This window comes from Flavobacterium sp. KS-LB2, assembly GCF_036895565.1.
Classification (GTDB): Bacteria; Bacteroidota; Bacteroidia; order Flavobacteriales; family Flavobacteriaceae; genus Flavobacterium.
In genome coordinates, this window is the sequence record NZ_CP145904.1 from 812,517 (window position 1) to 836,562 (window position 24,046).

At 32.4% G+C, this 24,046-nt stretch carries 11 protein-coding genes; 1 reads left to right on the top strand and 10 read right to left on the bottom strand.

All coding sequences use genetic code 11. The features are described 5' to 3' along the window. Nucleotides 1–43 precede the first annotated feature (43 nt). A complete protein-coding gene (locus V5J73_RS03505) occupies nucleotides 44–4,057 on the bottom strand; it encodes a GEVED domain-containing protein (protein WP_338647666.1) in 4,014 nt (1,337 codons plus the stop codon). Between the two features lie 552 nt (nucleotides 4,058–4,609). Here V5J73_RS03505 and V5J73_RS03510 point away from each other — a divergent pair. Further along, the gene (locus tag V5J73_RS03510; RefSeq protein ID WP_338647668.1) at nucleotides 4,610–5,284 is read left to right on the top strand and encodes a TonB-dependent receptor plug domain-containing protein; all 675 of its coding nucleotides are present in this window, start codon (nucleotides 4,610–4,612) and stop codon (nucleotides 5,282–5,284) included. Nucleotides 5,285–5,577: 293 nt separating this feature from the next. On the opposite strand, the gene V5J73_RS03515 is transcribed toward V5J73_RS03510, so the two are convergent. From V5J73_RS03515 to V5J73_RS03555, 9 genes are all read right to left on the bottom strand, one after another. Then, nucleotides 5,578–6,207 (bottom strand): MCP four helix bundle domain-containing protein, encoded by a 630-nt coding sequence (locus V5J73_RS03515; RefSeq protein WP_338647669.1) that lies wholly within the window; start codon nucleotides 6,205–6,207, stop codon nucleotides 5,578–5,580. 257 nt (nucleotides 6,208–6,464) lie between these two features. Continuing rightward, nucleotides 6,465–7,025, bottom strand: coding sequence for a DUF6642 family protein (locus tag V5J73_RS03520; RefSeq protein WP_338647670.1), 561 nt, complete (start codon nucleotides 7,023–7,025; stop codon nucleotides 6,465–6,467). A gap of 1,458 nt (nucleotides 7,026–8,483) precedes the next feature. After that, the gene (locus V5J73_RS03525; protein WP_338647672.1) at nucleotides 8,484–9,401 is read right to left on the bottom strand and encodes a carbohydrate kinase family protein; all 918 of its coding nucleotides are present in this window, start codon (nucleotides 9,399–9,401) and stop codon (nucleotides 8,484–8,486) included. A 129-nt stretch (nucleotides 9,402–9,530) separates the two neighbouring features. Next, the gene (locus V5J73_RS03530; RefSeq protein ID WP_338647673.1) at nucleotides 9,531–11,270 is read right to left on the bottom strand and encodes a RagB/SusD family nutrient uptake outer membrane protein; all 1,740 of its coding nucleotides are present in this window, start codon (nucleotides 11,268–11,270) and stop codon (nucleotides 9,531–9,533) included. A 9-nt stretch (nucleotides 11,271–11,279) separates the two neighbouring features. Further along, the gene (locus tag V5J73_RS03535) at nucleotides 11,280–14,429 is read right to left on the bottom strand and encodes a SusC/RagA family TonB-linked outer membrane protein (RefSeq protein ID WP_338647674.1); all 3,150 of its coding nucleotides are present in this window, start codon (nucleotides 14,427–14,429) and stop codon (nucleotides 11,280–11,282) included. Nucleotides 14,430–14,441: 12 nt separating this feature from the next. After that, nucleotides 14,442–16,040, bottom strand: coding sequence for a glycoside hydrolase family 32 protein (locus V5J73_RS03540; RefSeq protein WP_445236409.1), 1,599 nt, complete (start codon nucleotides 16,038–16,040; stop codon nucleotides 14,442–14,444). Between the two features lie 5 nt (nucleotides 16,041–16,045). Beyond that, nucleotides 16,046–17,362 (bottom strand): sugar porter family MFS transporter, encoded by a 1,317-nt coding sequence (locus V5J73_RS03545; RefSeq protein ID WP_338647676.1) that lies wholly within the window; start codon nucleotides 17,360–17,362, stop codon nucleotides 16,046–16,048. A 756-nt stretch (nucleotides 17,363–18,118) separates the two neighbouring features. After that, nucleotides 18,119–19,657, bottom strand: a complete 1,539-nt coding sequence (locus V5J73_RS03550) for a glycoside hydrolase family 32 protein (protein ID WP_338647677.1) — start codon at nucleotides 19,655–19,657, stop codon at nucleotides 18,119–18,121. 390 nt (nucleotides 19,658–20,047) lie between these two features. After that, nucleotides 20,048–22,762: a substrate-binding domain-containing protein gene (locus V5J73_RS03555; protein ID WP_338647679.1), complete on the bottom strand. Its 2,715-nt coding sequence runs from the start codon at nucleotides 22,760–22,762 to the stop codon at nucleotides 20,048–20,050. Nucleotides 22,763–24,046: the final 1,284 nt, after the last annotated feature.

Sequence of the window (24,046 nt, forward strand, 5' to 3'; positions counted from 1 at the left end):
TTCCCAGTTACGAGAAGTCTTTTTTTAGTTGCTTTAGTTTAAATTATTTAATGATAATTTTTTTATTGACATTTCCTTTTAAAGTTTTCAATTTTACAATATAAACTCCTGACGTTTTGTTTTGAATTGGGATTTTAATGCTGGTTTGTTCCTTGTCTGAGACGTCCCATTTAGACATCAACTTCCCTTGTATATTGAAAAGTGAGACTGTAAGAACGGTATTGTCAATCGTACCATTATTTATATTCAAAAAATTATTAGAACGTGTAAAAACTACTTGAATGTTATTCTCACGAATGTCATCTTTTATCCCAAGCGTTTTATCGGTATAGCGTAAGGAGAAACGATCTTTGTAATCACCTATTTCTGTATTGAATACATAAGGGGCTTTTTTTAAATCATGAATTATGTTCAGTTCTTTATCTTCTAAATAGATATTTGTTTTTGAATCCTTAAAAACTCCCTCTTTGGAGTCGATGTTGATATTAAAACTGCCAGCAACAGCACTAAAATATCCCAAACGGACTTGATCATTATCACTGAAAGTCTCTCGTCCTTGAATTTTATAAGGATCTTCATTAATAAACGAATAAAAATTAACATAATTCCCTCCGTCATTTAACAATCCATCATAACCATTATCATAGTCATTTGTCGTATTTGCAAAATATCCAATCAATTGTTGACTAAATATCCCGTCGCTGTTTTCCATATTCAACCATAAACGGTCTCTTTCCTTGTCTTTTATATTGATTGGTAATGTTTTGTAAAATTGTGTATTGGTTGTTCCTAATCTCATTTCATTGTTAAAAATTAAATCAACATTGTCGACATTAGATTCTACAAAAAAACTTTGGCAAGAGGCAATGTTGCCTAATGGCTTATTCGACTGTTCTGTTGTACCTATGAAACTTCCCGATGTTCCTATTCCTCCTGACAAATTATACATTGCATAATCATCTGATGAAAAATTTAATAAATCAGGTCCTGGATTACTTATGGAAATATCTTGCTTGTGCGTCCAAAAATATAGGGTTGCATCAATACTACTTAAATTGGCATTTATAAAAGCAGTGGCAGAAATAGCTGAAGGATACGGATTTCCTACCAAATTCCAGTCGTCATCTGTAGGAGTACCAGGGGTCTTAAAAATTTTTGTGTTCACAATGCCATTATTCACAACTCCATTGAAAACTACAGATTCGCTTTTTGGAAAAGTTCCTATAGTTGGTCCCATAATTATATATCCTTTACCGGAAGTCATTGTGGTTGTATATATCCAATCATTTTCATCATCATCAAAACCGTCAGGTGTTGCAGCACCCGTTTCAGAATCATATAAATCGAGAAAATTTGATGGTTTAAATTCAAAAGCATAATCGGTTCTCCATGTAGGAAATGTTGTGCTGATAGTTGTAGAAGTTACTGGTGTTGACCAATAGGTATAATCATATTTTTCAAAAGGTGAAGTTGTTTTTTCTACGTTAATAATTCCGGCATTGGTATTAGTATTATTTTTTTGGATCAAGCTGGCTTTATCTCTGATATTAAAAATCCCGCTTGCATCTACTTTGACAAAATCAGTAACGGTTAAATTACTGCCAGTTGAGAGCTCTAGGTTACCGGTTGATTTAATTGTTAGATTTTTGGCGTAAGCATTATAGTTACTTGCTGGAATAACAGATGTGTTTGGAATAATAACACAATTAGCTCCTGTAGGAACTCCGGATGGTTTCCAGTTGCTCGAATTATTCCAGTCAGTGGTTAAGTTTTGCCAAACTTTAGATTTGTTAGTTACGTTTATGATTGCACTTGTAGAACAGCCATTTGCTAAATTTGCTTTTGCAGTAAATGAATAGGTACTTTGTTCCAGTTGTGCTAATGTTGGTTTTACATAAACAATAGACGCTGGTGTACCCGCAGTATAAGGTATAGTACAAGCGGCATTAGTGTAAGCATCAATAGGAAGAGCACTTGTCCATTGGAATGAGGGCGATAATGGTTTGTCACCAAATAATTTGATATCATCAATCGCTACCCCATCAAACCATCCATTAGCATAATATATAATCCTAACTCTTAAATTTGATTTTCCAGCATAACTGTTCAAGACATATGTTTTGGTGTCAAAACGTGTTCCGATTCCTAAGTCGGTAGTGTAATTAGGATTAATGGCGGCCCAAGAAGCACCATTATCATCTGAAATTTCTAAGCCAACATATTCAGAAGCTGTGCTTGTGTTATCTGGGGTGTACCTTGAGAAATAAATTCGTAGAGAAAGTGTTAAATTTAAAAAGTTGCTAGCATTGATAGTTGTAGAACGTAGTTCATTGTGTATTGGAGAACCTCCAACATCCGAAGCAGCCATTGCAAACTTATTTGTTCCAAAGCCAGAGGATATTGCAGGAAACCAAACATAAAAAGGTGGATACCCAGGAACAAATGTACTGGATTTAATTTGCCAAGCTGAGCTATTGTTAATAGATGCGTTGTTTGATATAATATTGTTGTTTGAAAATGATCCTAAAGAACCGCTTTCAAAATTTTCGTCAATTAGGTAAACTTGTTCACTACTTCCGGTTGCTTGTAGTGATATAATGCTATTTTCGCCGCAAACTTCAGGGTTGGCATTTGCAAAAGTTAAAGCTGGTACCGGTTTTATAGTTGCGACCACTGGGGTTCTGAATAAAGATTCGCAACTCCCATTAAATGCCGTTACATAATAAGTTGTTGTGGTAGCAATAGTAGGCGTTGGCCATGTGGTTGACGCTGTAGTTTCTACTAATGTTCCTCCTGTTTGGGCATCATACCAACGGTATTGTGTACTACCAGTAGTTGCTGTTGCGCCTAATGTAACTGAACCTGTCCCGCAATTAAATCCATTTGTTATACTTGTAATTGTTGCGGAACAACTTGGAATTACAGTAAATAAATAATCTTCTGTTTCCCCGTTAGTATTGATGTTGTCACAAGGAGTGACAGTTAGTGTTGAATTGTATGCAACGCATCTTATTCTAATTCTATAATCACCAGAAGCAGTTGTTTGTGGGATAACGAACCCAAAAGTTGTAGAGGCAGTATAAATAGTTGAGCCGGAAGCATCACAAGAATATACTTTTTCTCCTGTATCATAGAAGTCTCCGTCTTTGTTCCAGTCTACCCAGGCAACAATATTTTGAGAGTTAGGACTTTGAAAAAACACATTGATTCCCTCACCTTGGGCTTGTATAGCTTTGTTGGATAGATTAGTAAAATCTTGATAACCTGGGGTAATGGAGGAGAAGGTTGATTGATTTGTTACATCATTCAGCGTGCCAATAAAGCTTATTTTTGAAATATATTTGGTTGTTTCGAGACCGCTACTTACAGAGGGGGCGCAATAAGTTATAGGGAGGGTAGTGTTCTCAATGATACTAATGTCATCAATGTAAATAACAGATGTGTCTCCTGGGTTTGCATTAGAGATAACCTGAATACCTACGTATTTATTTTCAGTTGACGATGCTTGAAAGGTTACGGAAAATTGAACATAACTTGAAGTTGTAACATTATCAGAACCTGGATTTAAAATGGCATCATTTCCTGTTGCAGTAATCATAGCGGCATTAGTTGCAGTTGCTGATTTTTTAATTTTCAATGTGGAGACAGTTCCATATACTTTAGCCCAAACAGAAATGGTATAATACCTTCCTGAAATAAAAGAAATTTGACTAGAAGTAATAATGGAGCCAGAGAAACTGGTATTTTTACCTGTAGCAACCATTTCACCAGATTTTGTTCCTGTTCTTGGATTGCTGGCTGTGGGCTGTGAAATGGTAGTATTTGTACCGGCTGAGCCTGAAAAAGTAGCGTCACTTGTCTCAAAACCTGAGCTAAAAAGAGTAGTTTGAGCAGAAACATTTCCTCCCAAGAATAGCATCATAAATAAACTTATTAAAGCTACTAAAGATTGGGTTTTATGGTGGTTTACTTTTGCGGTAGCAAAGAAGGAAAGAGGATGGGAGTTTTTTGTAAATTTAAGAGAATCGGTATTTTTTGAAAAGTAATTTTGGGCCATAAACTTTCTAGTAAGATATTTAGGCAATAAAACTACTTGTTTGTTTTTTACGAAACAACATTTTGTTGGTAAAATGTTATAATTTTCTGTAGTTTATCGGATTTTCTATTTCATTTACCGATAAAATACATATCGTGAAAATCGATATAAGCAGTGTTTATAGTGATAAATAAAAAAAAATTAAAATAAATTGTTATTCATTTTTTTAATTGTTTATTCAGAAGAATCTTAACAAATAGCTACGATGTCATTCTTTAATTTGAATTTTATTTATTGTTGATAGATTTGTGAGAAGTTAAAATGACTTTGACTAGAATTATAATGTATTATTTAGAAATATAAATTCTCTGATTATTGAAAATAAATTAGTTGTTTTTTGTTGGTGTGTTTCATTATTTTAAAGAAAGTATATGAGTTGAGTTTTTATTCTTTATAGTTTTAATCTGCTATTTAATGATTACTTACCGGCTCATTCAAATAGCTATTTTCAATAAAAAAAAACGTTAAGAGTAATTTTTCCGTACATTTATTAAAATTATAAAATATAGTAGTATGAAAATTTGTAGAATTTTTTTAGTTGTATTCTTTGCATTTGTTGGTTTGGGTTATGCACAAAATAAGTTGACCGGGAAGGTTGTTGATTATAAAAACAAGCCAGTGGTAAATGCTAGAATATATTTAGATTCTATTTATTCAAATAGTACTACAAATAGTAATGGTGATTTTGAAGTTTTACTCCCTGAAAAGGTGGCTGTTATTAATGTTTACTCCTATAAATTTGGTTTATTGTCCTCTAAATTTAATAATGAAAATATAATGAATTTTGTGTTTTTAGAATCGCAAAAATCAATAAACAATAGAATCAAAAATGGCGAAAATATTAGTCTTGGATATTCTGAAGTAGATCAACAGTATAAAGTGAATACTGTAAAAAGTTTAAATGCTCAAAACGATAAAAACCAGGGGTTGTTTACTACTGTTTATGATTTAATGCGTGGTCGTGTTTCTGGAGTGTCGGTTTCAAGAGACAATAAAATAACGATTAGGGGAGTCAGTTCGCTTCGTAATATCGGTGAGCCGTTGTTTGTTGTGGATGGTGTTATTGTGTCAAGTATTGATTATATTTCTCCTAATAATGTAAAAAATATAAGTGTACTAAAGGATGCAGCAGCTTCTATTTATGGGGCTCAAGGTAGTAATGGAGTGATTGTAATAAAGACTAAATAACGTTTAATTGGTTCTGATGTTTTTCTGTTTTAATTTGTTTTGATACGTTGTTAGAGATAAAATCTTTGAACTATGTTGCTATTTTATCAGAATGAAAATATAATCTTTTTGCGCTTTTTTGATGAGTATAAAATACAAATCCCTAAATAGTTTCTGCTATTTAGGGATTTGTCATGTTAAAAGGACTTATAGTGGAACGCAAACTTTTGGTTTGTGAATTATTAATTTAAGTTTAGTCGGATTTTTTTTAGATATAACTATAAACAGTAATGATTTTAGATTGCTACTTCTAATCAATTCATACTTTGTGGTTCCGGTATTTTGATGGTTATTTTGTTTTTCTTTCCTATCAATAAGTATAAGGCGATACCGCCTAAAATAACTAACAAAGCTATCTGAAGTTGTCCTAAAAGGGTATTGTCTGTATATAATGTATTTGAATTGGTCAATTTTGATTTCCCTTCTTCACTTTGAATTTGTGAAAGTAATTCTAATGTTTCTAAAGCTTGGGTGCTCAAGTTGTTTACTTGAGACCAGTTTTTATTTTGCGCTTCTTTGAATATCTCAGAGCACGAAGCTAGAAATATATTTAAGGATGTTTTTTCTTTGGAAGTTAAAACTGTTTTTAGATACAATTTATCTATGTTTTCAATGTTTTTTAAAGCTAGTGTAATCTGATTCTTTTTTTGAATGTCATTTAGTGTAGTTGTTACCGCATCAGTTTTTATGGAATAGAGTGCATTGGTGTACTGAAAAATATAGCGGGCTACCACTAATCGATCCTTATAGATAGTATTGATATCTTCGTTTGTCTTTTTTGAGTTTTGCAGTGTATTGAAATTACTCATTAAAATGATAAACATGACTATCAATATAATGAAAGCGGCTTTTGTTTTGTTACTGTATTTTTTTAAATCTTTCATGTAGCGAAGTTTATAAGTACTGCAATATAAGCTATTGTGTTGAATTTCTTTTTAACTACAATAAATAGGCTGCGATTAATTAATATTTATACCACTATAAGATAGTAGTTTTTTTACCTAACTAGAAAATAAAACGAGTAGTATTAAAAATGATAATTTTTATTCTTGTTAAGGTGTTTCTTTTTATGTAAAAATACAGTTTGACAAATGGGAGTATGAAGGTGTTATGGAAAATATTTGGGAATAATCAGGGATGTTTAATAATAGAGTCTAAAATCGAGTAGTTTGCAAATAGCGTATTGTTTCTCATGTAGTGCTTCGACAATTTCGACAACATCATTTAGTTCTTCAAATAGACTAAAGAAAACTTTATCAAGATAACTGCTTGTTAACGCATTGAATTTCGTTCCATAACCAGAAATAGCGCGTGCTCCTGTAATATCTAGAAAGTATTGTGCTTCCTCATTGCTCAAGTCTAGTACCTTTGCATTGGCAAAATGTACTATTTTGCCTTTCATTTTTCCCTCAAAAAGCTCGGCTATTTCTTCTAAACTGTAATAATATTCATTGATGCAAATCGAGTTTCCTTCACCTTGCATTACTAAATAAATTATTTCATAATTGGTGAAATTATGATCGTCATATAGCAGTGTATTTAAACTTTCCTCTAACCCTTCAATAGTATCGCATGTTTTATAAATACTTGTAATGCCTTGTTCAAATGCTAATTGTTCTAGGTTTTTGACCACTTCGCTAATCGGGGCGGTTTCTATATCAGGGACGGCTTCGAGGCAGAAAATAAATGTATCTGAATCCATAAGATTTTAGTTTATGTAAATGATAAAATTTGTCAAGTGATAATAATTCTAAAAGTTGGAATCCTAAGTGATTAAAATGTGTCGCAATATCGAGGATTTCATCCGAACTGTAGCTTCGTGACTTTGGTCTGTAAAATTACTTCAGAAAGAAATTGGTTGCTAGTGTTTTATAATAAATAGTTATCAACCTTTCGTTAAAATCATTATTGTTTGATAAAAAAATAATGATTTATATCCTTTGTATTGGTTTTGATTTTCAATTTATGCTTTGATTTTAGATATTAGAAATATTTGTACTAATGTGTACTCGATATAACAAATCTTGGTTCCGTTTTTTTGGAGAATAATGGTTTGCAATAAAATATTTACCTTTTTTACAGCAAAAATAACTTTGAAGCTAGAGTATATTCAAGTAAGTAAATTGCATCAAGGGAGTTAACAGAAAATTTGCTTGAAATAGGTTGTGTGTTGGTAGATTAAACCGTTTGGAGTATGAAAAGTCACTCCTTTTCCTCACTCCTAAAGTTGAGCTATGCCGAATTGGTTAGATGTTAAGCATAAAAAAAACCCTAACATGTTGATGTTAGGGTTTTTGCTTTGGTAGCGAGACCGAGATTTGAACTCGGGACCTCAGGGTTATGAATCCTGCTTTATTTTTTATTGTCACCCTTATTTGTTGTTTTATGGAACTTTATCGAATCTTTAAAGCTTCGATATTTGTCTTTTTTTAAAGTTTTCCTCACTTTTTTCCTCACTCTTTTTTGTCTCAAAATTTATAGAATATTATTCGTAGTAGTTTTATTGAGGAGCGGTTAATCTTTGAGGATAATAATGAATTTCTGGATGATAAGTGTAAAATTACTTATATTAATAATGATTTTTATAATAAGTTAATTTTTAAATGTAAAGTACTCGATTTTAGATTGTGATTTGAATATCTTATTTTTAGATATTACTATTATTAATAATGGCTTCGTCGAAAATTTATTTAGAGAAATTCATTTAAATATAAAATTATTAATTTTAATTTAACATTGGTTCGAATCCTATTTTGGTCACAAGAAAAGTAAAAAGCCTGCAAAGTATTCATTTTGCAGGCTTTTTTTGGTTCGACAAAATCGTTAGTAGTTTTAATTGATTGATAACCTCTTGTGTTTGCTGATTTTAACGGTTCGAATCCTGTAAAGAATCATCAATTCTTATGTTAAATCTTTAGAAGGTCATGATTCTTATCTGATCGGGGATATAGAATAAAAGTTCTTAACTCAGGTTTCAATTTTTCTTAACTGGCTGTTCTCTTTTTGTCAGCATATTCAGTAAGTGACTTATGCTGAAAGTGGTGTACAACTAACTGTAATTTCCACTTTCGTCAATACACTAAAGTTCAGTAAATAAAAGAAATCAATAATTAACCCGTTAGGTATTCAAAATCAATTACACCCTGAACAAAATCACTAGCTATTTTTTTATACTTTTTTTCTGAATTTTCATATAATCACTAATTGCCTTTTCAGAAATCTTGGGATTAGCTCCTTCTTGTCCAGCTACTAAAGCGCCTATTGCACAAGCATAATTCAACGCTTTTTGAGGTGATTTTCCTCTTAATAATCGTATTATTAATGAAGCTAAAAAGGAATCCCCAGCACCAACGGTATCTACTACTTTTATAAAATAACCACTATTATAGTAAAATTTATCATTGTAATACAAGACCGCTCCAAATGCACCTTTTGTTACGCAAACATGTTTTGTATTTGTCTTTTCAGCGATAAATTTAATATTCTGTTCAAAGGAATTATAAGGTGACTCCAATTGCTGACTTATCTCATATAATTCTTCATCATTAAGCTTAATAAAATCGGCTTTTAACATCAACTCATTAAGTACGTCATTGGTGTAATAAGGAACTCTAAGATTTGCATCCAAAACTTTATATTTAGCTTTGTCCAAAAGGTCATACAAAGTAGATCTGGAAACTTCATCACGACATATTAAACTCCCGAAAACAAAAACATCTGCTTCAGAAATCACTTTATCCATTATTTCAGTTTCTACAATTTTATCCCAAGCAGAAGGATATAATATATCATAGGAAGCATTTCCCTTTTCGTTTATCATTACATGTACCGCGCCCGTTTTGTATTCTTTAGTTACTTGAATTAAATCAGTAGTGATTTCTTGACTCCTTAAAAAAGATAAAATATCCTCTCCATTTTCATCCGCACCAATACGACTTATCATTGTCGTTTCTACCCCAAGGGAGTTCATGCGTAAAGCCACATTTAATGGAGCTCCTCCAATTTTTTTATGTGTTGGAAAAATATCCCATAAAACTTCCCCAAAACATACAGCACTTAACGTGTATTTTGCATTCATAATAAAACTTATTAAAAAATTAAGAATAAGTACAAAACCGACCTATTCAATAAAACATTTAAAAGTTAAAGGCAAGAACATATCTTGCCTTTAACACAATTTAAACAAACACCAAAACAAATTTAATCCTTAATATCCAGGATTTTGTTTGTATAACCCTCCTGTAAAATCAATTTCTCTTTGAGGTATCGGATAATACTCATCTCTACCTGCCGTAAACTTTGCATTAGAAAGAAAATCTCTTTTAGTTTTCTCAACATTAAGGTAGGCATTCAAAACGGGCTCAGCAATACCCCATCTTACTAAATCAAAGAATCTTGGTCCTTCCATACCAAACTCCAATCTCCTTTCAAACATTAACGCCTTCATTGCGTAGTCTTTTGATGGGAAAGAAGCATATGGTTGAACTTTATAAACATTTGAAGCTCCTGCAGCTAAAGTCATTGCAGTACTGGCTGCTGCTCTTGCTCTAATTTGATTAATCAAAGGTAACGCTTCTGCATATCTATTCAATTGAATTAATGCTTCTGCTTTGAATAATAAAACATCCGAATATCTAATAAAATCAACGTTTTTAGAAGTACCTATGAATGGTCCGTTTTTTACATAGCAAGAACAGTCTGGAGATTGTTGCTCTTTCATATTTCCAAAGTATCCATAAACACCTGGATCTCTAGCCCAACTCAATTTATAGACCATATCGCCTGAATTTTTTAGCGTGTTTTTATATTTAAATGGTCTTCCTGGCACACCAACAGTATGGTCAATTCTTGGGTCTAAAGTAACTCCAGCTGCAAGTGGAGCATCACCATTAGTTATTGTATTAAAAATATCTGAATTATTGAAAGTGTCTAATAATGGTAAGCCATTAGCATCAGTTCTAAATGCATTCACCATATTTTGGCTTGCCATATGAAAGCCACAACATCCATATAGAGGCGTTCCATGAGGAGAGTTTAATCCCGTAACAAAACTTACTCTTCCTGTATTGGTTCCGTCATTTATAGAGAATTGTACAGCCCAAATAGATTCTGAACCATTATCATGACCATCTAAAAAATTATTTCCAAAGTCAGGCTCTAAACTTCCTGTCACTTTATCAGCATAATCTATTACTTTTTGTAATTTTGTTGCATCTATACTAGTTACTTGATGCGCATCATTTTGCTTATATGCCTGATATAAACTTAATTTTGCAAGATAAGCAGCTGCAGCATTTTTATCAGCTCTACCAACCTGATCCTGACTTTGTTGTAAATTATCAAATGCAAATTGTAAATCAGCTGCAATTTTGTCCCATAAAGCATCACTTGACAAATCATTTGACGTTTTTAATATGTCTTCTTGAGTAAGCTCTTCTGTGATATAAGGAACTTTATTAAACAATAACTTTAACATAAAATGAGAATGCGCTCTTAAAAAACGCAATTCTGCTTGTCTCACTTTTTTTAATGGATAATCCGCATCTGGAATTGCATTAATAACAGACAAGGCAAAGTTAGCTCTAGAAATCGCTTTATAATGATTTGTCCAAGTTCTAGGTAACATCCAGTCTCCATAATCCGCAATAGTTGTATTGTATTGTTCATAACGGTCAATTGCATCAACATCGCCACGACCTCCACCTCCTTTATAGGCATCATCAGATCGTACACTTCCGTAAACCCATTGGTTTGTTATTGGGCCAACCATTTCGTCATTTCCAATTGCAGCATAGGCCGCGTTTACAAGTGCTTCTGCATTTGCAGCTGTTGCCACATTTCCAGAAGACAATACTCCTGTTGGTTCATAATCTAAAAAATCGGAGCTACATGATGTCAAAAATAAAATTGACAAGCAAATGGTAACTATATTATTATATTTCTTCATGATAATTAATTAAAAATTAAAGTTTACACCTAATGAGAATGTAGTTGGTACTGGTATTCTATTAACATCTGTTCGTTCTGGATCGGAACCAATATATCCTTTTGGAGTAAACCAAAATAAATTTTCTCCTTGAGCATAGATTCTACAACTTGTGATGAATCCCGATTTTTGAACTAACTCATCTGAGAATGAATACCCAATTTGCATGTTTCTAACTTTGAAATAAGAATTATTTCTTAAGATATAATCTGACATCTGTGTGTCATTGTTTGCTAATGAAAGAGATGGCACCTCAGTATTTGTATTTGTTGGTGTCCAAGCATTCAAAGTTCCAGGGCCAGCATTATCTCTTCCTTGAACAAAATTATTCCAAAAAATATACGGATCTACCCCAACTCTGCCGGCTACACCAGAACCAAAAATGGAGAAATCAATATTTTTATAAGCCAAACTAATATTAATACCGTATTCTAATTTTGGAAGAGTTGTACCAATAAAAGTTCTATCATCTGAATTAATCACATTATCCCCATTGATATCAACAAATTTAATACCTCCCAATCGAGAACCTACTTGAGTAGCATGTGCATCTATTTCAGCTTGATTTTGGAATAAACCCTCTGTTTTATATCCAAAAACTTCGAATTGTGAATGCCCTATTATTGAATTAGCTGCAGTTCCTGGATAAGCTGCTCTTACCTCTGCTGGCAAATCAGTAATTTCATTCTTAGTTGCACCAAAATTTGTAGTAATATTAAAAGACAATCCATTATCTAATTTATCTGCATATCCTACTGTAAGTTCCCAACCTTTATTTGCAGTTGAAGCACCATTTACAAAACGTTGCTGTCCTTCTCCAACAGCAGATGCAACTGGTGGTCTAATCAAAATTCCCTCTGTCTTTCTTGAGAAATAATCAAAGGATCCTGATAATTTATCTCCGAAAAAACCAAAATCCAAACCTACATTAACCTCTTTAGTAGTTTCCCATTTTAACCCTGAATTCGCAGCTTGTATGGATACAAAACCAGAAGGTAAATTGCCTGTGTTAGTTCCATTCAAATCATAAGCAGTTCCAACATTATAATAAATATTGAAAAAATCTGGATAGTAGACATTTTGATTTGGTCCATATCGAGCTTCATATAGTCCAAAACGAGCATTATCTCCAATAGATTGATTTCCTACTTCGCCATAACCAGCACGTAACTTCAAGTTAGAAACTACAGTTACATTATTAAAGAACTCTTCATTATTGATTCTCCATCCTGCAGTAACGGCTGGAAAAATACCATATCTATTATCTTCACCAAATCTTGATGATCCATCTCGACGAATAGTAAATGACGCTAAATATCGGTCAGAAAAGGAATAATTAAATTTACCAAACTGAGAAAGTAGTCTACTACCCGTTGAAATTCCATTGTTTGTTCTAGCCCCAGTAGCCGCAGATAGTGTAAAGTAAGATTCTGATTCAACCGCGAATCCCTCTGCACGTGCAAACAACGTATTCAAATCCGTTTTAGTAGATTCAGTACCAATAAGGATTCCAATTTTATGTTCAGAAATAGTAAGATTATAATTTAAAGTATTTGAAATGGTTAAACTAGAATATTTATTAGTATCAAAAGTTAAACTATTATTACTTCTATTAACAAATCCATTTTTCACAATTGGTTCAATGTCTTTCCTGCTGAAATCATTAAAATCCATCCCAATACTATTTCTAAAGGTTAGCCCTTTTAAAATGTCAATTTCAGTAAAAACATTACCGTACAAAGCCATTTTTTTGCTATTATCCCATCTGTTCAAATATTGCATTAGTAAAGGGTTGTTTCTATCTGAATAACCGGATCCCAATGGACCAGCATAATCACCAGATGCAGTGTAAACTGGAATCGTTGGTGCAAGGGTTATTGCTAAACCAGGTGTTGGTGCATTTCCAACATCATTGGCAGCAGCTCTTTCATTTGACTGTGTAAATTGAGAATTGACACCAAATCTAACTTTGTCATTGAACAACTTGAAATTGGCATTAAGTCTTGCTGAATATCTCTCATAATTAGTATATTTTAGCATACCAGAATTATCTAAATACCCCATGTTCAACACCGCATTTGCTTTTTCAGATCCACCAGATACAGATAAATCATTATTGATAAGAAGCCCTGTTTGGTATACAGTATCTTGCCAATCTGTATCTCCTGCGGGAACATTAGTATCTCCGCCTACATACGGCTTTACACTCACGCTGTTTAATACTGGATTACTGAAGTCATTATTCCAATCAAAATTATAGATTTCACCATATCCCCCAGACGGACTTGCTCCATCGTTAACAGATGCTTGCCATAACACTTTTCCTCTATCCAAAGCATTCAGCATTGTATATCGCTGTTTTTTCTCCGAAAGTACAGAAACGTTTGTACTATATGATACTTTAGTCACACCTCCTTTTGCAGCATTTTTAGTGGTAACAATGATTACCCCATTCGCAGCTCTAGAACCATAAATAGAGGAAGCCGATGCATCTTTTAAGACTTGAATAGATGCAATAGCACTTGGACTCAAACTAGCAAATACCTCTGGTCTTGTTGTGGGAACCCCATCGATAACATACAATGGATCTGTATTACCAAGTGTACTTACCCCTCTGATTAATATTCTACTATTTGCCCCACTTGGATCTCCTGATTTCTCTATATTCAAACCAGCAACCCTTCCTTGCAAAGCTTGCATAGCATTTCCAGAACTCATGGTTTGCCCAGTAATAGGTTTCAGTTCTACTACCGTAACCGCACCGGTTAAATCGGCTTTTTTCTCTTTAGAATAACCAGTTACAACAACCTCTTGCAGTTTCAAAGACTCTGCTTTTAATGCAATTTTTAAAGTGGTTTGTCCATTAAGTTTAACAGACTGAGATTCATATCCAGTAAAACTAAATATTAAAGTTGCATTTTTGTCTACATTGTTTATCGAAAACTGACCGTCGAGATCCGTAGTTGTTCCGACTTTAGTTCCAGAAACCAGTACTGATGCACCAGGAAGAGACATTCCATCTTCGGAAGAAGTTACCACTCCTTTGATTTCTATATTTTGGGCCGATACAGAAAAAAACGAACCCATAAGGATTAAGTAAAGAATAATTTTGTGTTTCATAATTTAGTTGGTTTAGTTAAAATTAAGTTGGTTAATAATTAAGTTTTCAATGGTATACTCCGTATTAGCTTTAGAAACTGAAAAATATTCCATTGGTTGATCCGGAAAAAATATTTCAGTCATAACAGTTTTTCCATTGTTATAAAAAATTTCAATTGAGGTTTTATCAACGATTATTCTTATATCCATTTTATCAAAGTCACCCTTAAAAGGAGCCTTTGAAATATTTTTTGCAAAAAGGTCTGAAAAACTTAATTTTCCAGATTTTGATCTATCGATAAAAAAGTAATTCTCCTTTTTATTGATTCCAAATTGAATTGTATTCTTAGCATCATTTGACAACGAAAAGGTGTAAATATCCTTTTTAAGATTCTTTAAAGAAAAGTGTATATCCAATTTAGATAAATCGACTACTGTCTTATCTACCAAAACTGTTTCCTTATCAATTTTAATCTTATCTTTTTTAATCGTTTTTGCAATATAATTTTGTAATTCTTTTACGGGTTTAGAAGAAACAATATAGTGACCACCATCTTTCACAAGTACTAATTCTCTAGGTATAGTCATACTGCTTCTCCATGTTTTAGTTGGTACCTTTTGCGCATAATCCCAATTTGACATCCACCCAATAAACAATTTTCGGCCATCTACCTCAGATATATTAGCCCAAGTAACCCCTGCATAATTATCTCTTCCATAGTCGATCCAAAGTCCTTTTTGTTGTTTTACATCTTTTAAAAAAGTTTCATCGATAGTGAATTTTTTTCCGTCAAAATCACCTACAAAGTATTGTGTAGCTGAACCACCATTAGGTCCTCCTGGATTAATACTTGATAACATAACCCATTTGTAATCATCTGTCCCATCAACTAGCATAGGAAAAAAATCCGGGCATTCCCAAACGCCTCCATGAGCTCCTGTCTCTTTCCCAAAATCTGAAAGCAGTGACCAATCTTTCAAATTTTTAGAACCATAAAACATCGTTTTATCTCCAGCTGCCAGTATCATTAACCATTGTTGATGAATCGCGTCCCAAGTCATTTTAGGGTCTCTAAAATCTTTAATACTTGGATTTTTAATAATTGGATTAGCCTCATATTTTGTCCAAGTCAACCCTTCATTTAAGGAATAGGCAATCCCTTGTGACTGATAATTGATCTCTCCTGATTTTTCCATTTTCATGTCATGATACGTAAACATCGCAACCATAGGTGGATTTTTTAGACTTCCGAATCCTGAAGTATTTTTCACATCGACAACCGCACTTCCCGAAAAAATGTACCCTTTTTCATCCGGATAAAGCGCAATGGGTTTTTCAGTCCAGGTTATAAGATCAGTACTGATAGCGTGCCCCCAATGCATAGGTCCCCATACATTTGAATCTGGATAATATTGATAAAAAAGGTGGTAATATCCATTGTAATAAAACATCCCATTAGGATCATTCATCCAACCTTTTTTGGGAGTAAAATGAAAATTCGGTCTATACAATTCTGATTCTGTATAATTCTTCTTTTCATTAAACAAAGATTGCTTACACCCAAATAAGAGAAACATTCCCATAATACAGCACAAAAATCTGAGAGATTCTTTTTTAATTATTGTCTTCATAACTATTATTTAATTAATTTTTTACTTAATTCTTCCAAAGAAATTCCTTTGGTTTCCGGCATCATAAACGCAACAAACAAGAGCTGAAAAACCATCATCACTGCAAAAAACATAAAAACTACTCCAGGCCCTACTGTAGAAAATAGATACGGAATTAATGATGGAATAATAGCTGCCAGAACCCAATGCGTAGTACTCCCAAAGGATTGACCTGATGCTCTTAGATGATTTGGGCAAATTTCTGATATGAAAACCCAAATTACAGCACCTTGACCTATCGCATGTGCAGCAATAAATAGAAATAAGAAAACGGGAACAGCTATTCCTTCCCAGTGAAAAAAGAAAGCCATTGCAACAAGTGAAAGTGATATAATATACCCCACAGAACCAATGTACATTAATATTTTACGCCCTAATTTGTCGATTAAGAAAACGCCCAATAGTGTAAAAAGTAAATTCACTACCCCTATTCCAATACTACTTAGTAAAGCGGTACTTTCACCAAGACCCGCCTCTTGAAATATTCTGCTGGAATAATATAAAAAAGCATTAATTCCTGATAATTGATTGAAAAAAGCCATTAAAAAGGCCAATACCAAAGGTGTTCTGTATTTCTTTAAAAATATAGTATCATTAACCTTAGAAGCATCTTTGTTATCTTTATCTATCTCTTCTTTTATTTTTTCATAATCCGCCTCTTGCCCCATTAATTCCAACACTTTTCTAGCTTCGTCATTCTTGAGTTTAGACAATAACCATCTTGGGCTTTCAGGAATCGAAATAATTAATAAAATATAAATTACAGATGGAATTGCTTGTACTCCCATCATCCATCTCCATGAATTTTCGCCCACATCGTTTAAAAGATAATTAGACAAAAAAGCCATCAGAATCCCAAAAACAATATTGAATTGATAAAAAGCAACCAGCTTCCCTCTATCTTTTGCAGGAGCAATTTCTGATATATATGCTGGCGCTGCAATTGTTGATGCCCCAACACCTAAACCTCCAATAAATCTAAATGCGGCAAATACAAATGGATTATTTGCAAAAGCAGATCCAATTGCAGAAAACAAGAATAAAATACCTATCCATAATAAAGTATTTTTTCTTCCTATCTTATTAGTCGGAATCCCGCCAAATATTGCCCCAAGTACAGTTCCCCATAATGCCATTCCCATAACAACTGTGCCATGAAATGCATCCGAAGAATTCCAAAGAACTTGAAGTTTTTTATCTGCTCCAGAAATAACAACTGTATCAAAACCAAATAGGAAGCCTGCTAATGAAGCAATCAAAGCCCAAACAACAATTTTTTTCATTATCAAAAAATATTAAATTAGATTGCTAAGATATCCGCATAAATTTCGCTTTTATTTTGAGGATGTTACAATTTCATTTAATACTGTTTCACAATATCGAATAAATAATAAAATACTTATTATCAGATAGTTATAATTTAAAATAAACAAATAACTACTTCGTTGTAGTTCGATTATGTTACACGTGTTACAATCATGTTACACGTATTTTTTAAAAAAAATAGATATTCAGAAATAAAAAAAAGTCACTTGATGAATTTTATTCGATTAATAAAATTTTAAATTTATTTTTATAGAAAGTTTAAAAAAAATCGATAAAAAAAATGAATTTATTAAGAAATTCTATATTATAAAGTATTCTTAAGCTTATAAGAAAAATTACACTGATGAAATGCAATGTGAGTCAAGATTCAGGGACGCCTTTATACCTGAGTACAGGAATTGCAGCAAGAATAAGACAACTTATACTAAAACAATCCAAATATATCTTCTGCCCCGTTTTATTACGCAATAGGCACTCAAACCCAGATTCCCAATAGTTACTTACAGCGTGGAAAACAGCAGAGTTATTGCATTGAAATAAAGCCATAAAAAAACCATCAAAATTAGATTTTGATGGTTTTGATTTTAACATTAAGAAGGTGAAAAAGTAAAAAATGAACAGAATTAATGTTAATTACTAAACCTGAACCTTTATAAAACAAGCGTTATAATAAAGATTAAAAAGACTAAAGTCATCCTTTTCTATACTCCTTTTTATTTAAAAATTTTTAAGTCCGAAAAAGTGACTTCACCATTATCCGCAAAAATAGCCCACGGATTCTGATTCATTTTATAGATACGGTTTGTAAAAGCGATTTCGTTATTAATGTATATCACACATACCGAATTTTCAGAAATGATTGTAATATCAAACGCTGCATTAGCCGGAACATTTAGCGGAATCTGTGTTACATTTAAGGAGGACGCATTTTTTATAACCTTATCTAATCTTAATTGTTTTTTGGCTAAATCGAATACAATGGCAAATACTTCATTTCGTGTTCCACAGGCTCCAAATTCAAAACCAAATTGAGTGGATGATGTCGCTTTTATATGCGTTTTAATTTTAAATGCTCCAGTTTCTCTGTCAAACACTGAAAATGCTTTTTCAGCCGCATTACCCTTCAATGTATAGGCATCTCCTTGCCTTGTAGTTCCAAAGCCTATTTCCGAATTTAAAGCTCTGTTAATAATAAACTTGTTGTCTACACCATTGGGTATCGCAATGCCAAATGTTCCATTTGGATGCTGAACAAGTCGATGCGTTACAAGCGATCCAGCCCAATCAAAAACAGCGGCATCACTATTTTTATTTTTAGTAGGACACCATCCAGTTATATATCGGTTTACACCATCGGTAACAGTTTTCCCAGCATAGAAAGCAATTCCATCTAAGGCATTATTTGCAGGAGTAATCCAAGTATTGGCAGTCAGCAAACGGTATTTATAGTGTACCATTCGATCATCAATATTAGAATAAATCAAATACTGATAATCACCCATACTAAATACATCTGGGCATTCTGTTATAAAGGTAGTTGTATCCTCATAAAATGGTTTTTCCAAAGTCCAATCTCTTAAATTGGCAGAACTGTATTGAGCAATAACTGCCCGCCATGGCACAGTACTATTAGAAACTAAACCAACCTCAGAACGTGTTGCAATCAACATTTTATACGTTCCTGTACTTTTATCTTCTATGACGATTGGATCTCTAAATTCATTGCGATCATATCCCCAAGAAGCCTGCAACAAAAAGGAAGGATCTTTGGTCCAATTTTTTAAATCCGTAGACGTTGCCAGCATAATTTTTTCTTTAGGATCAAGAATTCCGTTATGTCCTGTATAGAAAGCGTAATAAATTCCATCCCTTTTAAAAACGGATCCGGTTCCTAATGCACCATCCTGCTGATTCGCAGTTCCAGTGGCAATCATTTCACTAGTGTCGGTGAACGTTGCAAAATCAGACGTAGTTACTTTATACCACGGGTGAAAGGTGGGCATTGCATTTCTTGCATCGTACAAATAGAAAAGATGGAAGATACCATTTTCATAAAATGGGATGGGATCACCAACCCAACCCACAGAAGGCTTAAAAAATGTCCGATACGTATTATCCGATTCATTAGGAGTTTGACACGCAGGAGCGTTTGTTTCTACAATAGTGGTTTCAGTTGGTTTATCCTCTTTAGTGCAATTAGTAAATAATGCTAAACAAAGTGGAAGGCATAAAAACGTGCGATTTATTTTCATATTGAATGGTTTACGAGAATTATATGTGCGTTAAAAGATTTGATACTCTCAGATAAAATATTTCTATGAGAAAAAGGAAACGATCAAAAAGAATTTAAAAACTTCCAAGATCTTTCGCAGCTGTAATTTAAAATCAAAAAAAATAATTATGTTTAGACCTTAAATTCAATTACTAAGATATTTTTAAAAAATCGGCTTTTATATCAAGAATGGTATGATTTCATACAATGCTTTACAAAACCATTAAAAATCACTCAAAACTATAATTATCAACACATTAGACATAAACAATAAGAGCAACTACTTCGTTGTAGTTGCTCTTATGTTACCTAAAATACAATTATGTTACGCTATTTTTCTTAGGAAGAAACCCGTTCAATAGAAACCCATCTATTTTTTACTTTTATATTCTTTAGGTGTAACACCAAATTTATTTTTAAAAGAAGTTGAAAAATAATTTGGTGAGGAGAAACCAACTGCATATGCAATTTCTGAAATGTTCAAGTCCGCCTTTTTAAGCAACTCTTTTGATTTATCTAATCGGATATTATTAATATGGTCACTAACACTAATTCCTAATATGGCTTTCACTTTTCGATACAACTGTACCCGAGAAATAGTTAAACTTCGTGCAAGATCTTCAACGGTATAAGCAGAATTATCCAAGTTTTTTTCAATCAGATCATTCAACTTTCTTAGAAAATCTTGTTCAGAAACACCAAAATCACCATCCTCAATATTTAAAATATTATTGGTATAATAAAATCGTAGTTTTTCTCTGTTAAAGAGCAATCCTTTAATAGATTGCGCCAATACTTTTAAATTGAAAGGTTTTGTCAAAAAGATATCGGCACCACTTTCTAGAGCCTTCAAATAGGAATCTTGATTATCCGAAGCGGTAAGCATTATAATAGGAATATGTGATGTTCTTAAATCTTTCTTGAGTATTTCACAAATTTGGAACCCATTCTTTTCAGGCAAATTCAAATCACATATAATAATATCCGGAATCAATTCCAATGCCCTTTCAATAGCATTGGTACCATCAGAAGCAAAAAAAGTATATTCAGCAGAAAATTTATGAGACACGAAATCTAAAAGCTCGGTATTGTCCTCTATATATAGAATCGAATATTTATCTTCGGTGTTTTTTGGTTCAACAGTCTGAATAAACTCTGAATCCAGATAATCCGGTTGATGAACAAAGTCCAGAATTGGCTCTTTAATTATATATCTTTCATCAAGATGTTCTTTTCCTAATGGTAATGTAATTATAAATTCTGCTCCATTTTTTGAATTAATCTCTATTTTCCCTTTATGCAGCTCGATAAAACTTTTTGATAAATGAAGTCCTATTCCAGAACTGTTTCTATAATTATTTGAACCCTGATAAAAAGCAGTAAAAACCTCCTTCAATTCATTTTCAGGAATCCCTATACCAGAATCTTTAAAATGAATTTTAACTGTATTATTGGGTTTATCTTCTTTTATTACAATCGAAATTTTTCCTTTTTCAGGCGTGAATTTAAAGGCATTTGACAACAAATTAAAATAGACTTTATCCATTAGATTTCGATCCATATAGACTTCTAGTTCCGGATTGTTAGTTGTCAGTGAAAAATCAATATTTCTTTTCTTCGCTTCCCGATCAAAATCACTAACAATACTTTTTGAAAAATCTAAAATATTAGTTTTTGATGCTCTCAAAGTAAATTTTTGATCCTCTGTTTTTCTATAGTCCAATAATTGATTAATTAATCGGAGTAACCTTCTGGAGTTGTTATACATCAAATTAATTTCCTTATTCACGGAAACCCCTTTATTTCTAAATTCATTCCCCAAAGATTCTATAGAACTTAATATCAACGTTAACGGGGTTTTGAATTCATGAGACAAACCTGTAAAAAAATTAAGTCTTGCTTCATTACTTAGTTTTAATTCCTCAGAAAATTTTTCAATTTCATTTCTTTGGCTAACAATTTTTTTATTTGTCTCTTCTAATTCTTTCTTTTTACGGCTTACTGCTATACGAGAATAAATACTGAAGAAAGCTAAACCTAGTGCTAATATAAATAGAAAAAACAAAAGTTTTAAAAGATTGCTCTGACTAGAGTATTTCTCTTCCTGACTTTTTATAACGCTCTGTTGCTGTTCAATATCAGATTGCTGAATTGTTATTTTATCAAATTGATTGCTCATAATATCTGCATTAAGAGAGTCAATTAATATTGTATTCAACTTGTTATTTTTAGGAACAATCTCTTTATTAGCTATTTTTAAAGCCAACTTAATAGCTTCGCTACCTCCTGTGGGATATAAAACCGTTGCATCTAAAATCTTATCTTTTACTAATTGAATACCTCCGTTTGGACCATTAATTCCATCGACTCCTATAAATTTTATTTTTTTCTCAAGCTTTTTCTCCTTAGCTACTAACCATGCTTGGTATGCAATTATATCATTATATGCATAGACATAATTAACATCAGAATAAGTGTCCAGAATTTTCACAAACTCTTTTTTAGGTAATTCATCATTTTGCGCATTTAAAGTAATTACTTTAATACCCCGATATTCATTAACTATTTGTCTAAATCCCGAACTTCTTTCTAAACCTGGTGATGTATAATAGGCCCCTTTAATTTCAACGACATTTGCATTCCCCTTCGATAATGAAACAATTTGTTTCCCGGCTATTCGTCCTACCTCAACATTGTCTGCTCCTAAATAAGCCGTGTAGTTTGAAGTATTTACTTTTCTATCAACTATAATTACTGGAATCCCTTTTGTACTTGCTTTTTCTATTATCGGAATAATAGAATCTGATTCATAAGGGGAAACTATTATGACATCAACTTTATCTTCAATAAATTTTTCAATATCACGAATCTGCTTTTTTGCTTGACGATTCGCATTGTAGATTGTCAAATTAACTTCAGGATGAAGCGAGACTTCAACCTCCATAGCATGATCCATCGATTTCCTCCAAATATCATGATCTATACTTTGTGAAAATCCAATTGAAATAGTTTTTTTACTATTATCATTTGAATTACAGGAAAACATTGTAATTAGTACCAATAATATATATATTCTTCTTGACATAAAATTTGAGGTATTCATAAAATTTATATTGAGTACGCTAAGAATTCAATTTCACTAAGTAAGACTTACTTTTCTTAGAAATTATTTGAAAATAATTTAATCAACAAAAAGTAGTCAATAATATTCAGAAATTATTTTTAATTAGGTGATTTAATAAGCTGAATCAAAAGTGAATCAAAAGTGAATCGAAAGTGAAGCGAAAGTAATTATTTTTATAATAAATTTAGAATAAAATATTTATTTCTTTAAATATAATTGCAAAAAACATTTGTTTTAGTATTAACTAAATACTTGTATTACAAATGAAATAGTTTTTTTTTATAATTTATGGCACATTTATTTTAATCAAAAAATCTTTTAAAAAGAACATTTTAAAATCTTAGAATAGGGCTGCAAATTCAAGTGATATTGATTGGATATACAAAGTTAGTGTGGATATAGAGTTAAGAATAAAATTAAATATTTTCTTAACTTTATAAAATTGATGATAGCTGGCTCAATTTTCTCAAATCATCTAAAAAATGGTTCGAAAATTGTCCCGACAGGGTCACAAGAAAAGTAAAAAGCCTGCAAAGTATTCATTTTGCAGGCTTTTTTTGGTTCGATAAAATCGTCAGTAGTTTTAATTGATTGATAACCTCTTGTTTTTGATGATTTTAACGGTTCGAATTCTGTGGAGAATCATCAATTCTTATGTTGAATCTTTAGAAGGTCATGATTCTTATCTGATCGGGGGTATAGAATAAAAGTTCTTAACTCAGGTTTCAATTTTTCTTAACTGGCTGTTCTCTTTTTGTCAGCATATTCAGATTGGATATACAAAGGTAGTGTGGATATAGAGTTAAGAATAAAATTAAATATTTTCGTTAACTTTATAAAATTGATGATAGCTGGCTCAATTTTCTCAAATCACCTAAAAAAATGGTTCAAAAATTGTCCCGACAGGGTCTGAAAGCAGTTATTGTAGAAAAACCGAGTGCTGCGCGTGAGATAGCATTATTACTAGGTGCTACTCACAAAGAAGACGACTGTATTATATGAAATGGTTATACAGTAACATGGGCGTTCGGACATTTGGTAAGCTTAGGTATGCCAAAAGATTGTGGAGTTTTTGGATTTCAAAGAGAATCTTTACTACTAAATATCTAATCAATTGATATTGAAAGTTCGAAAGAATAAAAGGGATGCTGGCCGCTATCGAATAGGCAGGGAGGGAAATTAATGATACCGAAGAGCTTAAGGCACTTCAGAACTTAGGAATTGGTACACCCGCAACACGCGCAG

Excerpts from the sequence above, each read along its gene's own strand:
- V5J73_RS03555 (WP_338647679.1), bottom strand. The coding sequence starts at position 22,762 with ATGTCAAGAAGAATATATATATTATTGGTACTAATTACAATGTTTTCC.
- V5J73_RS03525 (WP_338647672.1), bottom strand. The coding sequence starts at position 9,401 with ATGAATGCAAAATACACGTTAAGTGCTGTATGTTTTGGGGAAGTTTTA.
- V5J73_RS03540 (WP_445236409.1), bottom strand. The coding sequence starts at position 16,040 with ATGAAGACAATAATTAAAAAAGAATCTCTCAGATTTTTGTGCTGTATT.
- V5J73_RS03510 (WP_338647668.1), top strand. The coding sequence starts at position 4,610 with ATGAAAATTTGTAGAATTTTTTTAGTTGTATTCTTTGCATTTGTTGGT.
- V5J73_RS03550 (WP_338647677.1), bottom strand. The coding sequence starts at position 19,657 with ATGAAAATAAATCGCACGTTTTTATGCCTTCCACTTTGTTTAGCATTA.
- V5J73_RS03505 (WP_338647666.1), bottom strand. The coding sequence starts at position 4,057 with ATGGCCCAAAATTACTTTTCAAAAAATACCGATTCTCTTAAATTTACA.
- V5J73_RS03545 (WP_338647676.1), bottom strand. The coding sequence starts at position 17,362 with ATGAAAAAAATTGTTGTTTGGGCTTTGATTGCTTCATTAGCAGGCTTC.
- V5J73_RS03535 (WP_338647674.1), bottom strand. The coding sequence starts at position 14,429 with ATGAAACACAAAATTATTCTTTACTTAATCCTTATGGGTTCGTTTTTT.
- V5J73_RS03520 (WP_338647670.1), bottom strand. The coding sequence starts at position 7,025 with ATGGATTCAGATACATTTATTTTCTGCCTCGAAGCCGTCCCTGATATA.
- V5J73_RS03515 (WP_338647669.1), bottom strand. The coding sequence starts at position 6,207 with ATGAAAGATTTAAAAAAATACAGTAACAAAACAAAAGCCGCTTTCATT.
- V5J73_RS03530 (WP_338647673.1), bottom strand. The coding sequence starts at position 11,270 with ATGAAGAAATATAATAATATAGTTACCATTTGCTTGTCAATTTTATTT.